17 protein-coding genes, 1 tRNA gene and 1 pseudogene are annotated in these 18566 nt (G+C 47.0%); 6 read left to right on the top strand and 13 right to left on the bottom strand.

What is annotated here, in order from left to right; translation table 11 throughout:
• Nucleotides 1-4: 4 nt before the first annotated feature.
• On the bottom strand, nt 5-667 hold the full coding sequence (gene minC, locus C1S73_RS06160; protein WP_038865652.1) for a septum site-determining protein MinC: 663 nt from the start codon (nt 665-667) through the stop codon (nt 5-7).
• A gap of 197 nt (nt 668-864) precedes the next feature.
• Here minC and C1S73_RS06155 point away from each other — a divergent pair, with 197 nt between their 5' ends.
• From C1S73_RS06155 to C1S73_RS06140, 4 genes are all read left to right on the top strand, one after another.
• Entirely contained in the window at nt 865-1146 is a 282-nt protein-coding gene (locus tag C1S73_RS06155) for a YcgL domain-containing protein (protein WP_038865650.1), read from the top strand.
• Between the two features lie 51 nt (nt 1147-1197).
• Nucleotides 1198-2169 carry a lytic murein transglycosylase gene (locus C1S73_RS06150; protein WP_038865648.1) on the top strand — a complete coding sequence of 324 codons (972 nt, stop codon included), beginning with the start codon at nt 1198-1200 and terminating at the stop codon, nt 2167-2169.
• A gap of 71 nt (nt 2170-2240) precedes the next feature.
• Nucleotides 2241-3185: a LysR family transcriptional regulator gene (locus C1S73_RS06145; protein WP_038865647.1), complete on the top strand. Its 945-nt coding sequence runs from the start codon at nt 2241-2243 to the stop codon at nt 3183-3185.
• A gap of 235 nt (nt 3186-3420) precedes the next feature.
• Nucleotides 3421-4620, top strand: a complete 1200-nt coding sequence (locus C1S73_RS06140) for a NupC/NupG family nucleoside CNT transporter (RefSeq protein WP_038865646.1) — start codon at nt 3421-3423, stop codon at nt 4618-4620.
• Nucleotides 4621-4890: 270 nt separating this feature from the next.
• Here C1S73_RS06140 and C1S73_RS06135 read toward each other — a convergent pair whose 3' ends face one another.
• Both C1S73_RS06135 and folD read right to left on the bottom strand, forming a co-directional pair.
• On the bottom strand, nt 4891-5250 hold the full coding sequence (locus tag C1S73_RS06135) for an endonuclease domain-containing protein (RefSeq protein ID WP_038865644.1): 360 nt from the start codon (nt 5248-5250) through the stop codon (nt 4891-4893).
• Nucleotides 5251-5790: 540 nt separating this feature from the next.
• Nucleotides 5791-6651, bottom strand: a complete 861-nt coding sequence (gene folD, locus C1S73_RS06130) for a bifunctional methylenetetrahydrofolate dehydrogenase/methenyltetrahydrofolate cyclohydrolase FolD (RefSeq protein WP_005430847.1) — start codon at nt 6649-6651, stop codon at nt 5791-5793.
• A gap of 204 nt (nt 6652-6855) precedes the next feature.
• On the opposite strand from folD, the gene C1S73_RS06125 reads away from it, so the two are divergent.
• A tRNA-Arg gene (locus tag C1S73_RS06125) sits at nt 6856-6932 on the top strand.
• 113 nt (nt 6933-7045) lie between these two features.
• Complete coding sequence (locus C1S73_RS06120; RefSeq protein WP_038865642.1) at nt 7046-7639, top strand: hypothetical protein; 594 nt, start codon at nt 7046-7048, stop codon at nt 7637-7639.
• 39 nt (nt 7640-7678) lie between these two features.
• On the opposite strand, the gene C1S73_RS06115 is transcribed toward C1S73_RS06120, so the two are convergent.
• The 10 genes and pseudogenes from C1S73_RS06115 to C1S73_RS06070 form a co-directional block, all read right to left on the bottom strand.
• On the bottom strand, nt 7679-8902 hold the full coding sequence (locus C1S73_RS06115; RefSeq protein WP_038865640.1) for a beta-ketoacyl-ACP synthase: 1224 nt from the start codon (nt 8900-8902) through the stop codon (nt 7679-7681).
• Nucleotides 8899-9624, bottom strand: coding sequence for a 3-ketoacyl-ACP reductase FabG2 (locus tag C1S73_RS06110; protein ID WP_038865638.1), 726 nt, complete (start codon nt 9622-9624; stop codon nt 8899-8901). The genes C1S73_RS06115 and C1S73_RS06110 overlap by 4 nt, the downstream gene beginning before the upstream one ends.
• Nucleotides 9621-10086, bottom strand: a pseudogene (locus tag C1S73_RS06105) (hotdog family protein). Before C1S73_RS06105 ends, C1S73_RS06110 begins: the two are co-directional and overlap by 4 nt.
• The gene (locus C1S73_RS06100; protein ID WP_038865634.1) at nt 10079-11266 is read right to left on the bottom strand and encodes a beta-ketoacyl-[acyl-carrier-protein] synthase family protein; all 1188 of its coding nucleotides are present in this window, start codon (nt 11264-11266) and stop codon (nt 10079-10081) included. Before C1S73_RS06100 ends, C1S73_RS06105 begins: the two are co-directional and overlap by 8 nt.
• Before the next feature lie 20 nt (nt 11267-11286).
• Nucleotides 11287-11898 carry a DUF3261 domain-containing protein gene (locus C1S73_RS06095; RefSeq protein ID WP_038865760.1) on the bottom strand — a complete coding sequence of 204 codons (612 nt, stop codon included), beginning with the start codon at nt 11896-11898 and terminating at the stop codon, nt 11287-11289.
• Nucleotides 11899-11924: 26 nt separating this feature from the next.
• Nucleotides 11925-14267 carry an MMPL family transporter gene (locus tag C1S73_RS06090; protein ID WP_038865632.1) on the bottom strand — a complete coding sequence of 781 codons (2343 nt, stop codon included), beginning with the start codon at nt 14265-14267 and terminating at the stop codon, nt 11925-11927.
• Nucleotides 14239-14850: a LolA family protein gene (locus tag C1S73_RS06085; RefSeq protein ID WP_038865630.1), complete on the bottom strand. Its 612-nt coding sequence runs from the start codon at nt 14848-14850 to the stop codon at nt 14239-14241. The genes C1S73_RS06090 and C1S73_RS06085 overlap by 29 nt, the downstream gene beginning before the upstream one ends.
• A complete protein-coding gene (locus C1S73_RS06080; RefSeq protein ID WP_038865627.1) occupies nt 14850-15296 on the bottom strand; it encodes an acyl-CoA thioesterase in 447 nt (148 codons plus the stop codon). Before C1S73_RS06080 ends, C1S73_RS06085 begins: the two co-directional genes overlap by 1 nt.
• The gene (locus C1S73_RS06075) at nt 15296-16849 is read right to left on the bottom strand and encodes an HAL/PAL/TAL family ammonia-lyase (protein WP_038865625.1); all 1554 of its coding nucleotides are present in this window, start codon (nt 16847-16849) and stop codon (nt 15296-15298) included. Before C1S73_RS06075 ends, C1S73_RS06080 begins: the two co-directional genes overlap by 1 nt.
• Nucleotides 16833-18566, bottom strand: a complete 1734-nt coding sequence (locus C1S73_RS06070) for a glycosyltransferase family 2 protein (RefSeq protein ID WP_038865623.1) — start codon at nt 18564-18566, stop codon at nt 16833-16835. The genes C1S73_RS06075 and C1S73_RS06070 overlap by 17 nt, the downstream gene beginning before the upstream one ends.

The following is an 18566-nucleotide window of genomic DNA, read 5'->3' as shown; positions in this document are numbered from 1 at the left end:
TAGACTAAATCGTGAGTGTTTCTAGATGTAATGATTCTTCGGCTTTACTGATCATTACTTTCTTTTGCCAATACTCACTCTCAATTTGATCGCTCAACCAGTAATCTCCTGCAATGGAAACCAGTTCAGCTTGTAAATCGTGACAAATAATTCGTGCTTCTTGTTGGCCGCTCGCCCCAGCAATAGCACGTCCGCGTAGGGTGCCATGAATGTGGATAGAGCCATCAGCAATCACTTCTGCACCAGCGCTTACGTGTGCCAGTACAACCAAGTCACCATCTTTGGCGTAAATCTGCTGGCCAGAACGAACTGGCGTGCGCACGATCTTCGTTGGAGCCATTTTGGCTGGTGCTTGAGTTGGAGATTTGCTCGCAGACATGATGGCGAAGCCCGCTTCTGAAGCAAGGTTTTGAACGCGTTTATCTTTACAGCCAGTCACACCAACCGGAATAAACCCTGCGTCAGCGATGCCTTGTTTAAGTGCGAGGAAATCAATATCACCTTCTACTTTTGCTATATTGATAACCAGAGGTGCGGATGCGAAGAAAGAAGGCGCTTGAGAAACCTTTTCTTGCAAAAATTCGACAGTCGTAGCGATCTCATTGTCAGAAAGGTGTAAAACTGACAATGTAAAACTGCTACCTTTAAGGTCAGGTGAATGGGTCATCGTGGACTTCTTGCCTTTATTGAAAGAGCGTTGCCTTAAACTAGGTCTGTCATGTTATATTTCATCCTTTAGCGCAGCAAGTTCTCAAGCGAGCAAATAAGTGAATTAATCTCAAATTTGCAATCAAGTTTGCGAGAATTTTACGTTTTCAACAAAATCCGCACTCAAAGCGGGTAAATCAGCACAAAAGGCTCGTCATGCTTTGTTCTATTTATAAAAGTTCTAAAAAAGAAGGCACTTATCTCTATATTCCGAAAAAGGATGATTTCTCACAGGTTCCTGACATGCTTATGCAAATGTTCGGTAAGCCTATGCCGGTGATGACAATCAAACTTGATGGCCGTACTTTGGCACAAGTTGATGTCGAGAAAGTGAAAGCTTCATTAATTAATGACGGTTTCTTCCTACAGGTTCCGCCTCCGCCGGAAAACCTACTCGATAAATACAAAGAACAAAAAGCCCAGCAGAAAGGCGAATAAACTCGCAACTTTTCATCTGGGAATTCTGCCTCGCTCATAAAGGAGGGCGATATGAAAAAATTACTGGCAGCCATGCTCAGCGTTGGTATGTGTACTTCAGCCTTTGCAAGCAGCGACGGCTTTGATGAATACCTAAATAAATTGCGTGCAGAAGCGCGTGATAAAGGTATTTCTGAGCAGGTGATCAGTGCCGCTTTTTCTGATGTGGAATACAAACCACGAGCAGTAAAAGCCGACCGTAACCAGCCAGAGAAGAAACTGACGTTAGACGAATACATTCCGCGTGCGGTTCCTGAGTGGAAGGTCAAGCAAGCGAAGCAACTGTATAAAGAACACTACGCTGAACTAAAACGCATTGGTGATGAGTTTGGCGTGCAGCCGCGCTTTATCGTTGCACTGTGGGGCGTAGAAAGTAACTTCGGTAAGTTCACTGGTAACTTCCGCGTTATCGACGCGTTGTCGACCATGGCGTTTGAAGGTCGTCGTGAAGAGTTCTTCCGTAAAGAAACCATGGCGGCGCTACAAATCCTAGATGAAGGTCATATCGAGCTAGAGAACTTCAAAGGTTCTTGGGCTGGCGCGATGGGTCAATGTCAGTTTATGCCAAGCTCATTCCTGCGCTTTGCCGCAGATGGTAACGGCGATGGTAAGAAGGACATCTGGCAATCAGAAGCAGACGTGTTTGCTTCTACTGCGAACTACCTAAGCAAATCTGGCTGGGATGATAAGTTCACTTGGGGTCGTCAGGTTAAAGTGCCACACGGCATTGACCACAACCTGCAAGGTCGCGAAGCAGAAAAAGGTAAGTACCTTCAAGAGTGGAGCAAGCTTGGCATCACCAAATACGATGGCAGCCCACTTCCTAAGCTGGACGAAGACATCAAGGCTTGGCTGATCATGCCAGACGATGAGAACGGCCGTACTTACTTGGTGTACAACAACTACAATGTGTTGATGAAGTGGAACCGCTCTTACTACTTCGCACTGGCGGTAAGTCACTTAGCTGACCGCATCACATTCTAGGTTGAATGTATAAACGAATAAAAAAGGGCTCTTCGGAGCCCTTTGTTTTCTCTATTTGAAACGAGGTTTGCGTGTTATCTGAACGTGCTGCACAAATGGTGATCTTCTCGGCGTTGATCAAACATAAAAACTTTACCGCTGCGGCAAAGAGCTTAGGCGTGTCAGTTTCTCACGTCAGTAAACAGCTCAGCCAGTTGGAAGCTTCACTTGGCATCAAGCTTGTGCAACGTACCACGCGCAGCTTCACACCAACCGAAGCGGGTCAAACCTTCTACCACCATTGTGAACAAGTGGTGCAAGCCGTTAGCAGTGCCACGTTAGAGATGGAAAGCCAACGCGATGAAGTCGCCGGTTTAGTTCGTCTTGGGTTGTCGCAGTCTTTTGGCACGCTGCACATCATTCCTGCCATTCAAGAACTTCGTGAGAAATACCCGCAACTGCAAGTCGAAGTGCATTTGTTCGATTACAAAGTCGATATGCTCGAAGAAGGTTTGGATTTGTGGATCACCAACAATGAACACCTACCAGAGGGCTACATTGCTCAGCGCTTAGCAGATTGCCAATTCGTGGTTGCTGCATCGCCGGATTACTTACTCAAGTTCGATACGCCAACCGAACCGAATGACTTGTCGCAGCACAACTGTCTTATTTACCGTAGTTGGGAGCGTGACTACACCAGTTGGGCCTTCACCAATCGCGAGCAAGAGCTCAACGTGAAAGTCTCTGGCAACTACTCAGTCGATTTGGCAGAAGCGGTACGTGATGCTGCGATCGCAGGGTGGGGGATTGCTTACTTAGCCACTTACTTGCTAGGGGATGAATTCCGCTCAGGTAAACTGATTCAGCTTCTACCAGATTGGAGAGCCAGCCAATCTATGCCGTTTTATGCGGTGTACCCAAGTCGTCAGCATATGCCGAAAAAGATCTCTGCAGTGATCGATTTCATCAAACAGAAGATCGGGTCGCCTTGCCATTGGGATCAGCGATTAGCTCCTTATATCTCGATACCTAAGTAGTGAGTACATAAGGTGATTTGAATCACAAAATTTTTCCAAATTCAGAAACATCTTTTCCATTTGGAAATAATGATTTTAGGCAAACGTTTATCTTCATTTAATTCAATGGGTTATTTGGCTGGTTAAATTGCAACCAGCTGACTTATTCAGCCTGTTAACATCTCCAACTTGCAGCATTTATTATGCTCTATACAATCCGACGCCTTTCCTGTTCCCCCTTTGTCGGATTCATTTTATGAACTCAATTCTTGGTATCGTAGCCATCCTATTCGTAGCATGGTTGCTTTCGACTAACCGTAAGAACATTCGTCTACGAACGGTGTCTTTGGCTTTTGCTCTGCAAGTTATCTTCGCGCTTTTGGTATTGTATGTACCAGCGGGTAAAGAAGCGCTTAACGCAGTAACTGGCGCGGTTTCTAATCTGATCAACTACGGTCAAGAGGGCATCGCGTTCCTATTTGGCAACCTAGCAACAGGTGGCTTTACCTTCGCGATTAACGTACTTGGCATTATTATCTTCTTTTCAGCACTGATTTCAGGTTTGTACCACATCGGTCTAATGCCTAAAGTGATCAACCTAATCGGTGGTGGTCTACAGCGCTTGTTAGGCACTGGCCGAGCAGAATCACTGTCTGCTACAGCGAACATCTTTGTGGGTATGATTGAAGCTCCACTAGTCGTTAAGCCATATCTTAAGCACATGACGGACTCTCAGTTCTTCGCAGTAATGACTGGTGGTTTGGCATCGGTTGCTGGTGGCACGCTAGTAGGTTACGCATCACTGGGTGTGGATCTGAACTTCCTAATCGCAGCGGCATTTATGTCTGCGCCAGCGGGTCTTCTAATGGCAAAAATTATGATGCCAGAGACAGACACCACAACTCAGGATATGGATCTAGACCAAGTAGAAATTCCACGAGCAACCAACGTGGTTGAAGCAATGGCAGACGGCGCAATGTCTGGTCTACGTATCGCAGTAGCGGTAGGTGCAACTCTATTGGCGTTCGTGAGTGTTATTGCGATGCTAAACGGCATTCTAGGCTGGTTCGGCGGTCTATTCGGTATGGAACTGAGCTTCGAGCTAGTGCTTGGCTACCTATTCGCACCAATCGCATGGTTGCTAGGTATTCCTTGGAACGAAGCTATCGTGGCCGGTTCTCTGATCGGTAATAAGATCGTGGTAAACGAGTTCGTAGCCTTCATCCAACTGATGGAAGTGAAGTCTCAGCTAAGCGCACACTCACAAGCTATCGTAACCTTCGCACTGTGTGGTTTCGCAAACATCTCAACCATGGCGATGCTGATTGGTGGTCTAGGCTCACTCGTACCAGAGAAGCGTTCATTCATCTCTAAATACGGTTTCCGCGCAATCGCAGCAGGTGTAATGGCGAACTTGATGAGTGCATCAATCGCTGGCGTGATTTTGAGTTTGTAACAGAACCCCTCCCTAACCCTCCCCTTAAAAAGGGGAGGGGACTAGACCTGAGTGCGCTGAGTATGGAGCGCCAATTGACAGTTAATATAATGTCTGTAGCGATTGCATTAGTTGAATCGATCTCTTTCCGGTCCTCCCCATTTTCAAGGGGGAGTTAGAGGAGGTTGTTACTCCAAACTAAATCCGGTTGCTGCATTTGAATAAGTTAACAAACGAGTAGCGAGCTCAGTCCAGTCCTCCCCATTTTTAAGGGGGAGCTAGAGGGGGTTATTACTCCGAACTAAATTGAATAATCCTTTCCAAAACAGACTCGGTTTGCTTCATCACTTCTTCGTTGGTAAATCGCAGAACCTTAATCCCCAACGCTTCTATGAATGCATCCCTCTTTGTATCTTTCTCTTTTCCCTCGGTAGAGAAATGTCTATCGCCATCAATTTCTATTACGAGACTCAATTCTGCACAATAGAAGTCAACGATGTAGCGACCAATACCGTGTTGCCTACGAAACTTTACACCGAGTTGTTTTCGTCTAATTTTTTGCCAAAGTACTTCTTCAGGTTTTGGCATATTCGAGCGTAGCTTGCTTCTGATTTTCTTTTGATACTTCAAGTTAAACGTTCGTTGTTGCACTTGTGCTTCCTTTGCGTTCTCAACCCCTCCCTAACCCTCCCCTTAAAAAGGGGAGGGGACTAGAGCGGAGTGCGCTTAGTGTGAAGCGATAATCGAGAATTCATATAATGTTTGCTTTGATTGCATCTGTTAGAGCGATCCAGTCCTCCCCATTTTCAGAGGGGATCTAGAGGGGATTATTACTCCGAACTAAATCCGGTAGCTGCATTTGAATAAGTTAACAAACGAGTAGCTAGCTCAGTCCAGTCCACCCCATTTTCAAGGGGGAGTTAGAGGGGATTATTACTCCGAACTAAATCTGGTAGCTGCATTTGAATAAGTTAGCGAACGAATAGCGATCTCAGTCCAGTCCTCCCCATTTTTAAGGGGGAGTTAGAGGGGGTTGTTGCTCTGAACTAAATCCGGTTTCGGTGTTTGAATAAGTCAGCGAACTAAAAGCGAACTCAGTCCAGTCCTCCCCATTTTCAAGGGGGACTTAGAGGGGGTTATTACTCCAAACAAAAAGGGCCCCCTGCGGAGCCCTATCAGTATCGTAATTCTTTATTTCTTCGTATGGAACTGTTCGCAAGCCAGCATTGTGTTCTCAATTAGGCTTGCTACTGTCATTGGGCCAACACCGCCCGGTACAGGAGTAATGAAGCTCGCGTTCTCACGTGCTTTATCGTATTCCACGTCACCGACTAGTTTGCCAGATTCAAGACGGTTGATGCCCACATCGACCACAACAGCGCCTTTCTTAATCCACTCACCAGGAATGAAGTTTGGTTTACCAACTGCAACCACAACAAGGTCAGCTTGACGAACGTGACCCTCTAGGTCTTTGGTAAAGCGGTGACAAGTTGTTGTCGTACAACCAGCAAGAAGCAGCTCAAGTGTCATTGGGCGACCAACAATGTTTGATGCGCCAACCACAACCGCATGCTTACCGCGTAGTTCGATGTTGTAACGGTCAAGCAGCGTAATAATGCCTTTTGGCGTACAAGAACGAAGCTTAGGAATGCGCTGTGCTAGACGGCCAACGTTGTAAGGGTGGAAGCCATCCACGTCTTTCTCTGGGTGAATACGCTCAAGAACGTGCGTTGCATCGATGCCAGCAGGAAGTGGCAACTGAACAAGAATTCCGTCGATTTCTGCGTCGTTGTTCAACTCATCGATAAGTGCCAACAACTCTTCTTCCGACGTTGTCGCAGGAAGGTCAAAAGACTTAGAGACAAAGCCAACTTCTTCACACGCACGGCGTTTGCTGCCAACGTAAACTTGAGAAGCTGGATCTTCACCAACAAGAACAACTGCAAGACCAGGAGCACGAAGGCCAGCCTCAACGCGAGCTTTCACACGTGCTGCAACTTCGGATCGAACAGTTTGGGAAATGAGAGTTCCATCTATATTTTGAGCAGTCATGACTTTCCTTTTTAAATTGAGAAGGCAAATTATTTGCGGCGCATTGTCGCAGAAAATCTATTTAACATCCATACGCAAACGTTTGCTTTGGGGTGTTTTTGAACATTTATCGCTTTAGTGCCCTTTTTTTAGGCATTCAGATCAGAATGTTATGAAAACCCGTTGATTTAAGCGCTTGAACTCGTATAATCCTGTCCCTGTAGCGCGCCCTTAGCTCAGCTGGATAGAGCACGTCCCTTCTAAGGATGTGGTCATAGGTTCGAATCCTATAGGGCGTGCCATTTATTCAAAAGCCCCGATAACTCCTCGAGTTATCGGGGCTTTGTCGTTCTGGTGATGTCTAAATGACTCATTTCAGAGATATTTGTTCTTTTCTCTCTTTAGCTCTTGAATCATGAAAAAAATCATTCTTACAGCCGTTGTGCTTTCTCTTTTAAGTGGCTGCGTTACTCGCAAAGTGCGCGTTCTTCCTCAAGCTACCAATATTTCCCCGATTACAAAAGTTGCGGTTCAAAACCTTGACTGTCAAATGGTGGACTCTTACATCATTGAAGATGCACACCCTAACAATGTTGACCGAATGCTGAAGAACCAGACCTATGCTTCTGGTGGAAACCGCTACCATATTACTAAGGTTCTTGATACCAGTCGTGGTCGTCCTTCTAGTGTGGTTGCCGAACTATTCAATTGTCCATCAGCGCCGAGTGTGAGCGTGGCAAAAGCGACAAAGATTATGTTGTTACCTGGTGCTAATGAAGTGCAACCAATCTCGTTTGCTGAAATCGAAAATAATGAATGTAAGGTGATTGGTAATAAAGTTGTGGCAGAGCAACAGCAAGGTACTCTATTTGATGAGTTATCAAACCAAGTTTACATGGCTGGCGGAAATCGCTACCACGTAGTCAAAGTTATCGAAACTGACGGCCAGAATCCGACGTCGGTATCTGCGGACGTTTATCGCTGTAAGCACCGCTCAGTCGCATACTAATAAAAAAGCGCTAGTCTCTACTAGCGCTTTTTTAACGGGTTAAATTTTCTTAAAAATGATCGAAGTGTTGATGCCACCGAACGCGAAGTTGTTACTCATTAAGTATTCCACTTCTAGTTCACGGCCTTGACCGGATAAGTAATCGAGATCACCACATTGTGGATCGAGATTATCCAAGTTGAGGGTCGGGCTAAACCAACCTGTATGCATCATCTCAAGACTTAACCAGGCTTCGATAGCGCCGCAAGCGCCTAGAGTATGGCCAAAGTAGCTCTTTAAAGAACTGATTGGCACCTTACCGAGTGCATTGGCAGTCGCGTTACTTTCTGCGATATCTCCTCGGTCGGTTGCCGTTCCGTGAGCGGAAACATAATCGATTTTATCCGCAGGAATACCTGCATTCTGTAACGCCATTTCCATACAGATCTGCATGGTTTCCATTTGAGGTTGCGTCACGTGTGCCGCATCGCAGTTACTTGCAAAGCCGATAATCTCTGCATAGATTGTCGCACCACGTGCAACGGCGTGTTCGTATTCTTCTAAAACCAACGTACCCGCACCTTCACCGATCACTAGGCCGTCGCGGTCAGTGTCATAAGGCCTCGGTGTGCTTTTCGGCTCTTCATTTTTTAGACTGGTCGCAAAAAGGGTATCGAAGACAGCCGATTCTGTCGGACAAAGCTCTTCAGCGCCACCTGCAACCATAACGGTTTGGTAGCCGTGTTTGATAGCTTCGTAGGCGTAACCAATCGCTTGACTGCCAGAAGTACAGGCGCTGCTGGTCGGAATCACTCGACCACGTAAGCCGAAGAACAGCCCAACGTTAACTGCAGTCGTGTGCGGCATCATTTGTACGTAGGTGGTTGCAGTGATGGCTTTGGTGGTTTTTTCGTTAAGCATGACACCAAAGGCACCAATCGCATCGGTACTGCCTGTTGAAGAGCCGTAAGCAATGCCAGTTTGACCGTTTGTCAGCACTTCGTTGCCAATTAAGCCAGCTTGGTTTAATGCGTTTTCGGTGGCTACGGTAGCCAGTTTAGAAACACGACCCATGCCGCGAACTTGTTTGCGCTTGTAGTGCTTAGGCAGTTCAAAATCTATGACTGGGGCTGCCAGTTTGGTATTCAAACCATCATATTGCTCGTAAGAGGGCATGTATTGAGTGGCGTTTTGACAATCGCGTAGTTTAGGTTCTACTGCAGACCAATCGTTACCAAAAGCAGTAACGCCGGACATACCTGTTACAACGACTCGACGACTCATACTAAGCCTCCGTTTACTGAAATGACTTGGCGAGTCACGTAGCCCGCGATGTCTGACATTAAGTAACTCACAAGGCCAGCGACCTCCTCTGGTTCACCCATGCGGCGCAGAGGGATTTGTGGCATCGCGTGCTCTTTTACGTGCTCGTCTACCATGCCAGTATCGATAAGACCGGGCGCCACGCAGTTTACGGTGATCTTGCGTTTTGCTAGCTCAAGAGCCAATGACTTAGTTGCACCAATCACGCCTGCTTTTGCTGCGCTGTAGTTGGTTTGGCCGCGGTTGCCCATCAAGCCAGATACCGAAGCTAGCGTTACAATGCGGCCGCCTTTGCGTTTTTGTACCATTGGCATCACACAAGGGTGCAGGACATTGTAGAAGCTATCTAAGTTAGTATGAATCACACCGTCCCACTCTTCTTCTGTCATTGCAGGGAAGGCGGTGTCGCGAGTAATCCCAGCATTGTTAACTACGCCGTAGTACGCGCCATGCTCGGCAATGTCCGCTTCTAGCTTGTTGCGGCATTCTTCACGGTTACTGATATCAAACTGAATTAGGCGGCCGTTGCCACCATTTTGTTGAATAGTATCTAAAGTATCTTGTGCGCCTTGTTGATCGCCCATGTAATGCACGACGATGTCAAAACCGTCTTTCGCAAGTTGAACGGCGATGGCTTTACCGATGCCTTTACTAGCACCTGTTACGAGGACTTGTCGGGTCATTGTTGACTCCTGATTTTCATTTCTTTTAATTTTTCTTCTGATGGGACGTAAACGTTCAGTTGGCAGGTCGCAATGGTATTTTCTTGCCACTCAATTCGAGCCGAAAATACTGCCATACCATTGTCTTCCATCATTTTTTCTGCGTATACGTCGAGTATTTGCCCTTGCATAAACGCATCGCAATCTGCCACGTAGCGTCGGCTGCCAAGCAAAAAAACCGATGGGCGGTTCTTCACCTTGAGTAAGCGCGTGATAGCCGGACCAAGCGGCGACAGATTGAGCCATAAACTCGATACCGACATAAGCAGGCACCGAGAGGCTTTCTTGGTTGAAGAATGGATTGTGGTCACCGATATCAACTTGGCAATGAATAGTGTCTTGCTGAACGTCTAAAGCACGATCAACCAGAATCATCGGTTTATCGTGCGGAAGCAGTTGTTCAATAGGGGGAAGTTTAGTCATGAGCGTAACCAAAAATGAGACTAACGTTATTACCACCAAAAGCAAAAGAGTTGCTTAAAATGGCCTTACCATTCAGTTTCGTTGCTGTTTCTACCAACGAAATCTCGATGTCTTCGGCTTTATTTTCACAAGACTGAATCGGAAGGTCGAGGTCGTAATTTAAAATATGCCACGCAATGGCCGCTTCTGTGGCGCTGGCTGCACCCAACGTGTGACCTGTTAACGGTTTGGTTGAGCTGACAGGGACTGCATCGCCAAAGCAACGATGGATGGCTTTGCTTTCCATCGAATCATTCAGTGGTGTTGCTGTGCCATGGGCGTTGATGTAACCAATGTCACTTGGTGATAAGCCCGCGTTTTCGAGTGCCTTCATCATCGCTTGTTCTGCGCCAACACCTTCAGGGTGAGGGGCGGAGATATGATGCGCGTCAGAGCTGTCACCTGTGCCAAGTAAGGCCACTTTGGTTGGAGATGTACTTAGCAACATAACAGAAGCCGATTCGCCAATGTTGATGCCATTACGGTCAGCACTGAAAGGTGCGCAGTGCTGTTCTGAAAGAGCTTCCAATCCGTTGAAGCCGTTAAGTGTTAGGCGACAAATCGTATCGACACCACCGACAATCACCGCATCTACAAGCCCGGTTCGAATCAGGCGTTGAGCAGTAATAAATACGCGGCCACTCGAAGAGCAAGCTGTGGAAACTGCATAACACGGTCCGGTTAAACCAAAGTAAGCGGCGACAAAGTCACTGCAATTGCCAAGTTCTTGCTTGCGATAGTGGTAGCTTGCAGGGAAGTCTCCTTCGGAGAGTTTTTCTGCAAATGCCACCTCGCCATCGGTGATGCCTGACGTGCTGCTACCGATAACAACGGCAACACGTTCCACGCCATACTGTTCTATGGCGTCGCGCACAGGCCCTTCAATCTGACGAAGAGCAGATAGTGCCAGACGATTGTTGCGAGTATCAAATGGGACTAACTCAGGCGGCATCTCTGGTAACGACTCTGCCACTCGGCCAATCACTGTTTGGCGGCCAGAGTTCAGAATATCCGCATCAATGACCATGTTAGATGGTTGGATTCCAGCTAGGCAACGATGAATAACGTTTTCATCTTTGCCCAATGCGGAATGAAAACCACAGGCCTGAATATACAAAGGTTGAGGAGAGCGAGTTGGCATATAGATTTACTAAGGTCGTTCTAGTTTAATTGATATTGCAGTGTTTGAATGGAGATTGAAAACCCATGTTTGAGGTGGTGAAAATCAATCTGACCTTTTAACTTGTCAGCGTTTGCATAGCGTATCTCTATGACCTTTTCACCGTCGCTATCAAATACGGTTCGGGAATATCCATCATCAATCATTCGCCACCTTACCTTATTTAGCGGCGCTTCCCAAGCGGAACTCGGCCACAGCGTGATCATTAGATTGAATAGTACCTGCTCTGGTTCCGGTAAGGTGCCTTGTAGCCCGTTTAAAATTTCAGTATTGATTTGCGTGCCATCGTATTGCAGTGACAAGACGCGAGTTCCCCATGAGGAAAAACCAGCCAAGACCACATCAGCGTCGCTGACTTGCAGTTGTACGGGTAATTGTTCTTGCTTCTCTTTGCCATCAATCGACCAAGTCGCGGTGATCAATTGGCTTGCTGTGAGCTGGTAGCCTAGTGCGCTCGGGGCTGGAAGAGAGACTTGGGTGCCTTTGGCTATTTCCACCGTTGGCGTTGATTGCTGAGGAACTAAGCTACACGCACTGAGCAGAATGCTTAGCGTGAGGCCAACAGCAACTCGGAGCGTCGTGGTTATCTTCATCGTTATGGGCTTCATCGTTCTGAACTTCATTGTGATTTATCTTCCGTCATGATGGCGATAGGAGAGAGCAGCCACGCGATAAAAATACCGCTTAATACCGTGATACCAAAGCTATGGATGGCATGCGTTTGGCTCAACGAGAGCAGACCAAAAGATAAGACCGTGGTAATGGCTGACAACGTAATTGCAAGCAAGGTGCTGAGACTGCGAGCCTTCTCGGCAAAGAACAAGGTGTAGTCGATACCAATACCAAGAATCAAAATCAGGCCAAGTAAGTTAAACAGATTGAGCGTTGAACCCGCTGCCACGGCTGCTGCCAGGCCCCCAGCACAAGCAATGGCAGACGGTAACAAGATTCGCCAAGCGTGTTTAAAGCCGTAGCGTTTGACTAATACCGCAAAAATTAAGGCTGTCGCTGCCAGTAATAGCTCCATGATTTTGATTCGGTATTCACCAAACAGGGTAGAAATTTCTTCTGCTTTGTTTAGGTAAGTCACGTCAGCTTGTGATTGAGCGAACGCTTGCACCAGACCGAGATTCTTAACTTCATTCAGTGTAATCACGGCGGCTGATTTACCTTCAATCTCACCTAAATGCAGAAAGCGAATCGGTTCTGATACCGGGTTACTGAGGTACTGTGCTAGGGTGATCGGTGCAAATTCAGCTTGTAACTCTGGCACTTTAGTCAGTTGTAATCCTGCTGCTAATGCTGGCCCCTGAGTTTGGTACAAGTGGCTGATTAAGCTGAAATCTTGTTGTTGGCGCTGATTCGAACCTAAGTATTGAGCCAAACTCTGATGGCCTTTGATAAGGCGCTCTTTTTGCCAGTTAACTAAAATCAGCTCAAGGCTTTCCAAGCGCTGCATTAAGGCTTCATCTGAGTCAGCAGTAACGACCAACATTTGTTGTGATGCCTGCATGCCGCTAACTTGTGTTATCAAGGCTTCTTGTTGCTTTAACGTCGCTGGCATGGCTTGCAGTTGGCGAATATCATCATCGTATTTGAGTTGAGCAAGATAGTATCCGCTGATGGCTAAACACAACACAGGCAAACCGAATTTGAAAGCAGGGCGCTGCCATAAGTTTAACCAAACTGAGAGCAAGCGCTTACCCGGTAAAATTGCGGCCGATTGAGAGGGCTGTGTCGCCAATATCGGATACCAAGCCACGACGGTCGCATAGGCGGCAATCAAACCAATCGATGAGAACAGAGCCAACTGCTGCAGTCCGGGAAAAGGCGCGACCAGCATACCTAAATAGCCAATCAAACTGGTGACAAGCCCAAGTGTGATTGCAGCAAAGATGTGTTTCAGCCCCAAGCGGCTGTCCCATTGATTACCAGCGGCTAATCGTTCTGTTAGATAATGGAAAGCGTAGTCAATGGAAACGCCAATCAGACTCGCGCCAAAAACCAAGCTAAACAGGTGAACTCTGCCAAAAATCCATGTCGTGATACTTAGTGCGACGGCAAGTCCAACCGAGATAGACAATAGTGCTAAAGCCAATGGCGTTACACTACGGAAGACGACAAGAAACAGCACCACAATTCCTAGCAGAGAGAATACGCCGATGGTACTGATTTCTGACTTCGCGCTTTGAGTTCCAAAATCGGCATAAAACAGCACGCCAGTATGTGCCGTCTGTACGCCATATTTGTTAGTAATGGCGTGTTCCAATTGGTCAATTTCAGGCACCGCCAATTGGGTTGATAATGCGTAAGGTGAGCCACCTAATGTCGCCGTGATCAACAAATAAGGTTGGCCGTTCTTCTCGGTAAACAAATACCCATTTTCTAAATGAAACGCTGAGGTTTGTTGAGTTACCTGACCTAAATAATCACGGAAGAGTAAGAACGGGTCGGTTTGTAACTCTTGTCCAGTCACGCCAGAAAAGGGATTGTAGAGAGATTGAATCACATGCTGAACTTGCGCTTGAGGATTTGTTGTTAATCGTACGCGTTGTTCAGGAGTGAGCTGCTGAAAGCGATGCTTGAAATAGTAACTTGCCCATGCTTTTTGCTTGTCTGGTGAGATTTTGCCGACAACTTCAGTAAAGTGCTGAGTTTGTTGTAAGCCTTGCTCAAATGCTGCCGCAGCCTGAAAAAGTTTGGCTTTATCTGGCGCCGACAAAACAAAAATAACCTTATCACTCATGCTGCTAGAAACCGCGTCGAAGGCTTGCTCAGCAATTGGGTTTTGCTGATTTTCTGGCAATAGCTTCAGAATGTTAGTTTCAATTGGTGAGTGCTCGCTACCAAGCCATTGCGTCAGCAACAGCGAACTTGCAAGCACTACAATCCCCAACCAAACCAAAGCCAGTGAGTGCGAACCTAACCGGAATTTAGAAGTCAAATTGAGCCTTTTCAGCATCCGTCATTTCCAGTGGTAGTGAAGTCTGTTGAGTGAACTCGATTTCTGTTTTGTCACCACGCAGTTCTTCTAGCATTAATTGGTCGATATGTTGTTCACCAGAAAGGGTAATCACTTTAAATACCGCATTGAGGGGCGCTTGTTTAGGCGTTAGAGCCAGTTGCCATTTACCGTTTTCTTGAGCAGAGAAATTAAGCGTAAATTGCGCTTTTAGTGCTGCTGTATCGCCATGGAATACCGAAAGAAACACATGGCTGAAGTAAAACGCCATTGGGTTTTCTTGGGCCGTAATGATCTTTGAAACTTGATCCCCAAACGTTTGACGCAACTTGTTTTGAGTAAGCACTAAGTTCACAGCAAATGGCACTTGTTGTTGCCACAATAAGCCATGCGATTTACTGAGCGTAAATTTACCGGTTGATGTTAGCGGTTGATTGAACATTTCAAGGTGGCGGCTTTGTTTAAAGTCACCACGTACTATCTCGTTCTGAGATAACTGCTGTTGAAGGGATTCTAAATCAGTCACTTGAGCCCAAGCAGAAACAGAGAACAGCATCAATAAAGAGCATAACCATTTGCGCATTAAGCAAGGCTCCCATGCTTGTGCCATTGTTCAATTTTGTCCATGAATACGGCAGGTGAAGCAAAGCACATCTCTTGTTTCTCAATCGATACCGCGACTTGGGTCGTGTGCGCTTTACACATACGTTGGTCAGTGTTGGCATCGTAGATCACGTAGTCGACGCGCAAGCGGTTCTCCCATTCTGTCAGCTTTGCGGTAATACGAATTTCATGATTGAACGGAATCGCTTTTACGTACTTCACGCGCGTATCAATGATTGGCCACATGTAGCCAGACTCATTCATATCGCGGTAGCTGTATTCAATCTTTTCCATTAGGACACGACGTGCCTCTTCAAAATAGCGAAAGAAGTTTCCGTGATAAATCACACCCATTGGATCTGCATCTTGAAATGAGGTGATCATCGTCACCTCAGTTTCCAAAGGGTAAAGGACTTGTTCTTGCATTACGCCTCCGCGTACAACGACCATTGACGTTGCTGAATTTTAGCAATGAAGTTACGCAGATCATGCTCTAAAGGACGATCTTCGACAACAAACTCAAACTCTTCCAGTACCGCATCGCGAATCATCTTCAAGTTACTGCTCATGTGGTGCTCATCAAGCTCGTTATGGCGACGACGAATTTCTACCGCTTGTACACTTGCCAGCAATGACGCGGCTGCAACTTGTTCGGTTAGTTCCAGTACACGCATACAATCGCGTGCAGCAATGGTGCCCATGCTGACTTTGTCTTGGTTGTGGCACTCTGTCGAACGAGAGAACACGCTCGCAGGCATGGTGTGTTTCAACGCCTCTGCTGTCCATGCGGAGATGCCGATTTGAACTGCTTTGAAACCGTGGTTGATTGGTTTACGTTCACCCTCTGCGCCGGTCAGGTTAAACGGAAGGCCGTTGTTGAACTTGTAATCCATCAGCTGTGCCATTTGACGATCCAACAAATCAGCAAGGTTAGCAATGTTCGCTTTTAAGGTATCCATGGCCATTGCGATGTGGCCGCCATAGAAGTGACCGCCATGCAGCACACGTTCGTTGTCACCATCAATGATTGGGTTGTCGTTAGCACTGTTGAGTTCGTTTTCGATCAACTGACGTAACCAAGGCAGAGAATCTTGCACCATACCAATCACATGCGGAGCACAACGCAGAGAGTAACGGTCTTGAAGGCGGTCGCTATTGCGTGGTGGGCGCTCGGCTTTAAGGTCGTTACGTAGCCAAGCGGCAACTTGTTGTTGGCCTGGGTGCGGCTTCACGGCGAACAAGGCTTCATCAAAGTGGAAATCATTCCCTTGCATGCCCACCGATACCATTGCCGTTATCTTGGTACACAACTGCGCAAGATATTCTGCGCGTTTATAAGCGATACAAGCCAGCGCTGTCATGACCGATGTGCCATTCATCAGCGCCAACCCTTCTTTTGGCTTAAGCGTAATTGGGTGAATACCTAATTCGGCAAACACTTCTTGGGTTGGACGTACTTCACCTTTGTAAAGCACATCGCGTTCACCAATCAATGCTGCAGCAAGGTAAGAAAGCGGTGTTAGGTCACCGCTTGCGCCTACGGAGCCTTCTTGCGGAATACGTGGAGCAACATCATGGTTGATTAGGTTTACGATCTGGTTAAGTAGATCGTGAGAAACACCCGATACACCTTGCGATAATGAACACAGACGCGTCGCAAGAACGGCTCTTGCTTGCTCGTGAGAAAGGATTTCACCTAAGCCACAACCATGAAAGCGAGTTAAGTGCAGCGGTAACTCATCAACCAATGCTGGTGGAATCGCGACGGTACACGAGTCACCGTAACCTGTGGTCACGCCGTAAATGACGCCTTCTTCTTTCAGCAATTTCTCTAGAAAAGCGACGCCACGATCGATCTTGGACGTAAATTCTGGTGACGCATTCATGCTTGCGTTTGCGCCTTGTGCAATCGCAACCACATCTTCGATAGAAAGAGCTTGTGCGCCGAAGGTAATGTTTTGATTAGTGTTCGTTGTCATGTTGCTGATTACTTAAAGTCCAGAAGTTGAAAAAGTTATACCACTGCAACGGTGCTTGCAGAGTATGGTGTTCCAATCGTTGCGCGTATTGCTGTACCACAGTATCTAACGCTGCTTGGCGCGTTTTGCGTGGTAGGACGATTTGGTCACTAAAATGTTCGAAGTACACATTGAAGTGCGGGGTGATGGCATTGTCGTCTCGTAGGCCAAACAGCAAATAAACCGGCGCTTTCAGTACCGAGGCCAACATAAATGGGCCTTGAGGGAAGGGGGCGGGTTTACCTAAAAAGTCTGCCCAAACCACACGGCTTTCAACGCTGGTTGAAGTGCGATCTCCCACAATCACAACCCATTCACCTTGCTCAATTTTTTGTTGTAGCAAAATGGCGGTGTCTGGTCCCATTGAGCTGACTTGAATCACGTTGAGTTCTGAGCTCGGGTTTACGGCTTTCATGACCGCATTGAACTGCTCAGCGTGTTCGGTGAACACCAAAGCATTAATTTTGACATGAGAATGGCGACGACCAAGTGCGCGGCACAGTTCTATGTTGCCTAGGTGTGAGCCCAGAATGACCACACCTTGTTGTTTCTCTGCCATTGCTTCGAAGTGGTGCTGACCATGAATGGTGAGATTACTCACGTCAAAGTCACCTTGCCACGCGGCCAGCTTATCCAGCATGGTGCGGCCAAATGACAAAAGATGATGATAGCTATCGAGTGGCTGTGGTAACACTAAACTTTGCTGTTTCGCGTAAGTCTGTAATTGGTTGAGATAAAGCTCAGATGCTTGACGTGAAGACTTACCAGTAAGGTGGTAATAGCGCATCACTAACTTCAGGATGAAGTCGAACGCTTTGCGGCCAAACAGACGGTAGATCGCCAGAAGCGTCTTGATGCCTAAAACGGTGCCTTGCTCTTTGCGTTTCGACCAATGCGCATCGCTTTGATTGTGCTTTTGTTCGATGTCTTTAGATTGACGTTTTCGAGCTAACAAAGATGGAATGCGTGGCAACATGCCAAAGAACAAGCGAGTATGCATCCAACTGATTTTGACGTTGTCCCACAATGCGTCAAAGTGGGAAATACCGCCTTCAGGGTAAATCACCCGAGTCGGAACAAAGTCGATATCAGTGCCATCCCAATACATGCGAACAAGGATCTCGATATCGAAGTCCATGCGTTTACCAATCTTATTCTTCTTGAGGACGTTGGCCGTAGCTTCGAGAGGATAAGCACGAAAGCCGCACATGCTGTCTTTAATCGACAGAGACAAGGTTTCAATCCATACCCAGATATGGGTCGCGTATCGGCCATATAGACGCGATTTTGGTACGCTGTCGTCGTAAATCGGTTGACCTGAAATCAAGTTATCTGGCTTATCTTGTGAAGCTTGAAGCAGATTAGGTAGAGCATCAAGATCATGTTGACCGTCGGCGTCGATTTGAATCGCGTGACTAAAGCCGTTCGCGTAGGCTTGTTGAATACCAGCCATTACCGCTCCGCCTTTCCCTTGGTTTTCGGTCAGACGAATTAAGGTGATTTTCTCTTCGTTTGCTAACGCATCCAGTGTTTGTTTTGTCGCCTCTTCACTGCCGTCATCCACGATCAAAATGGGCACGGAAAATGACGCGAGAGAATCTACAACGGCAGCGATGGTGCTACCATGGTTATAGCAAGGGATCAGAAAGCACGGTTGATAGGAGTTTGCGCCGCTCAC

This window comes from Vibrio jasicida 090810c (genome assembly GCF_002887615.1).
GTDB lineage: Bacteria > Pseudomonadota > Gammaproteobacteria > Enterobacterales > Vibrionaceae > Vibrio > Vibrio jasicida.
Note: the sequence above shows the minus strand (reverse complement) of the source record. Positions and strands in the feature narration are given on the sequence as shown.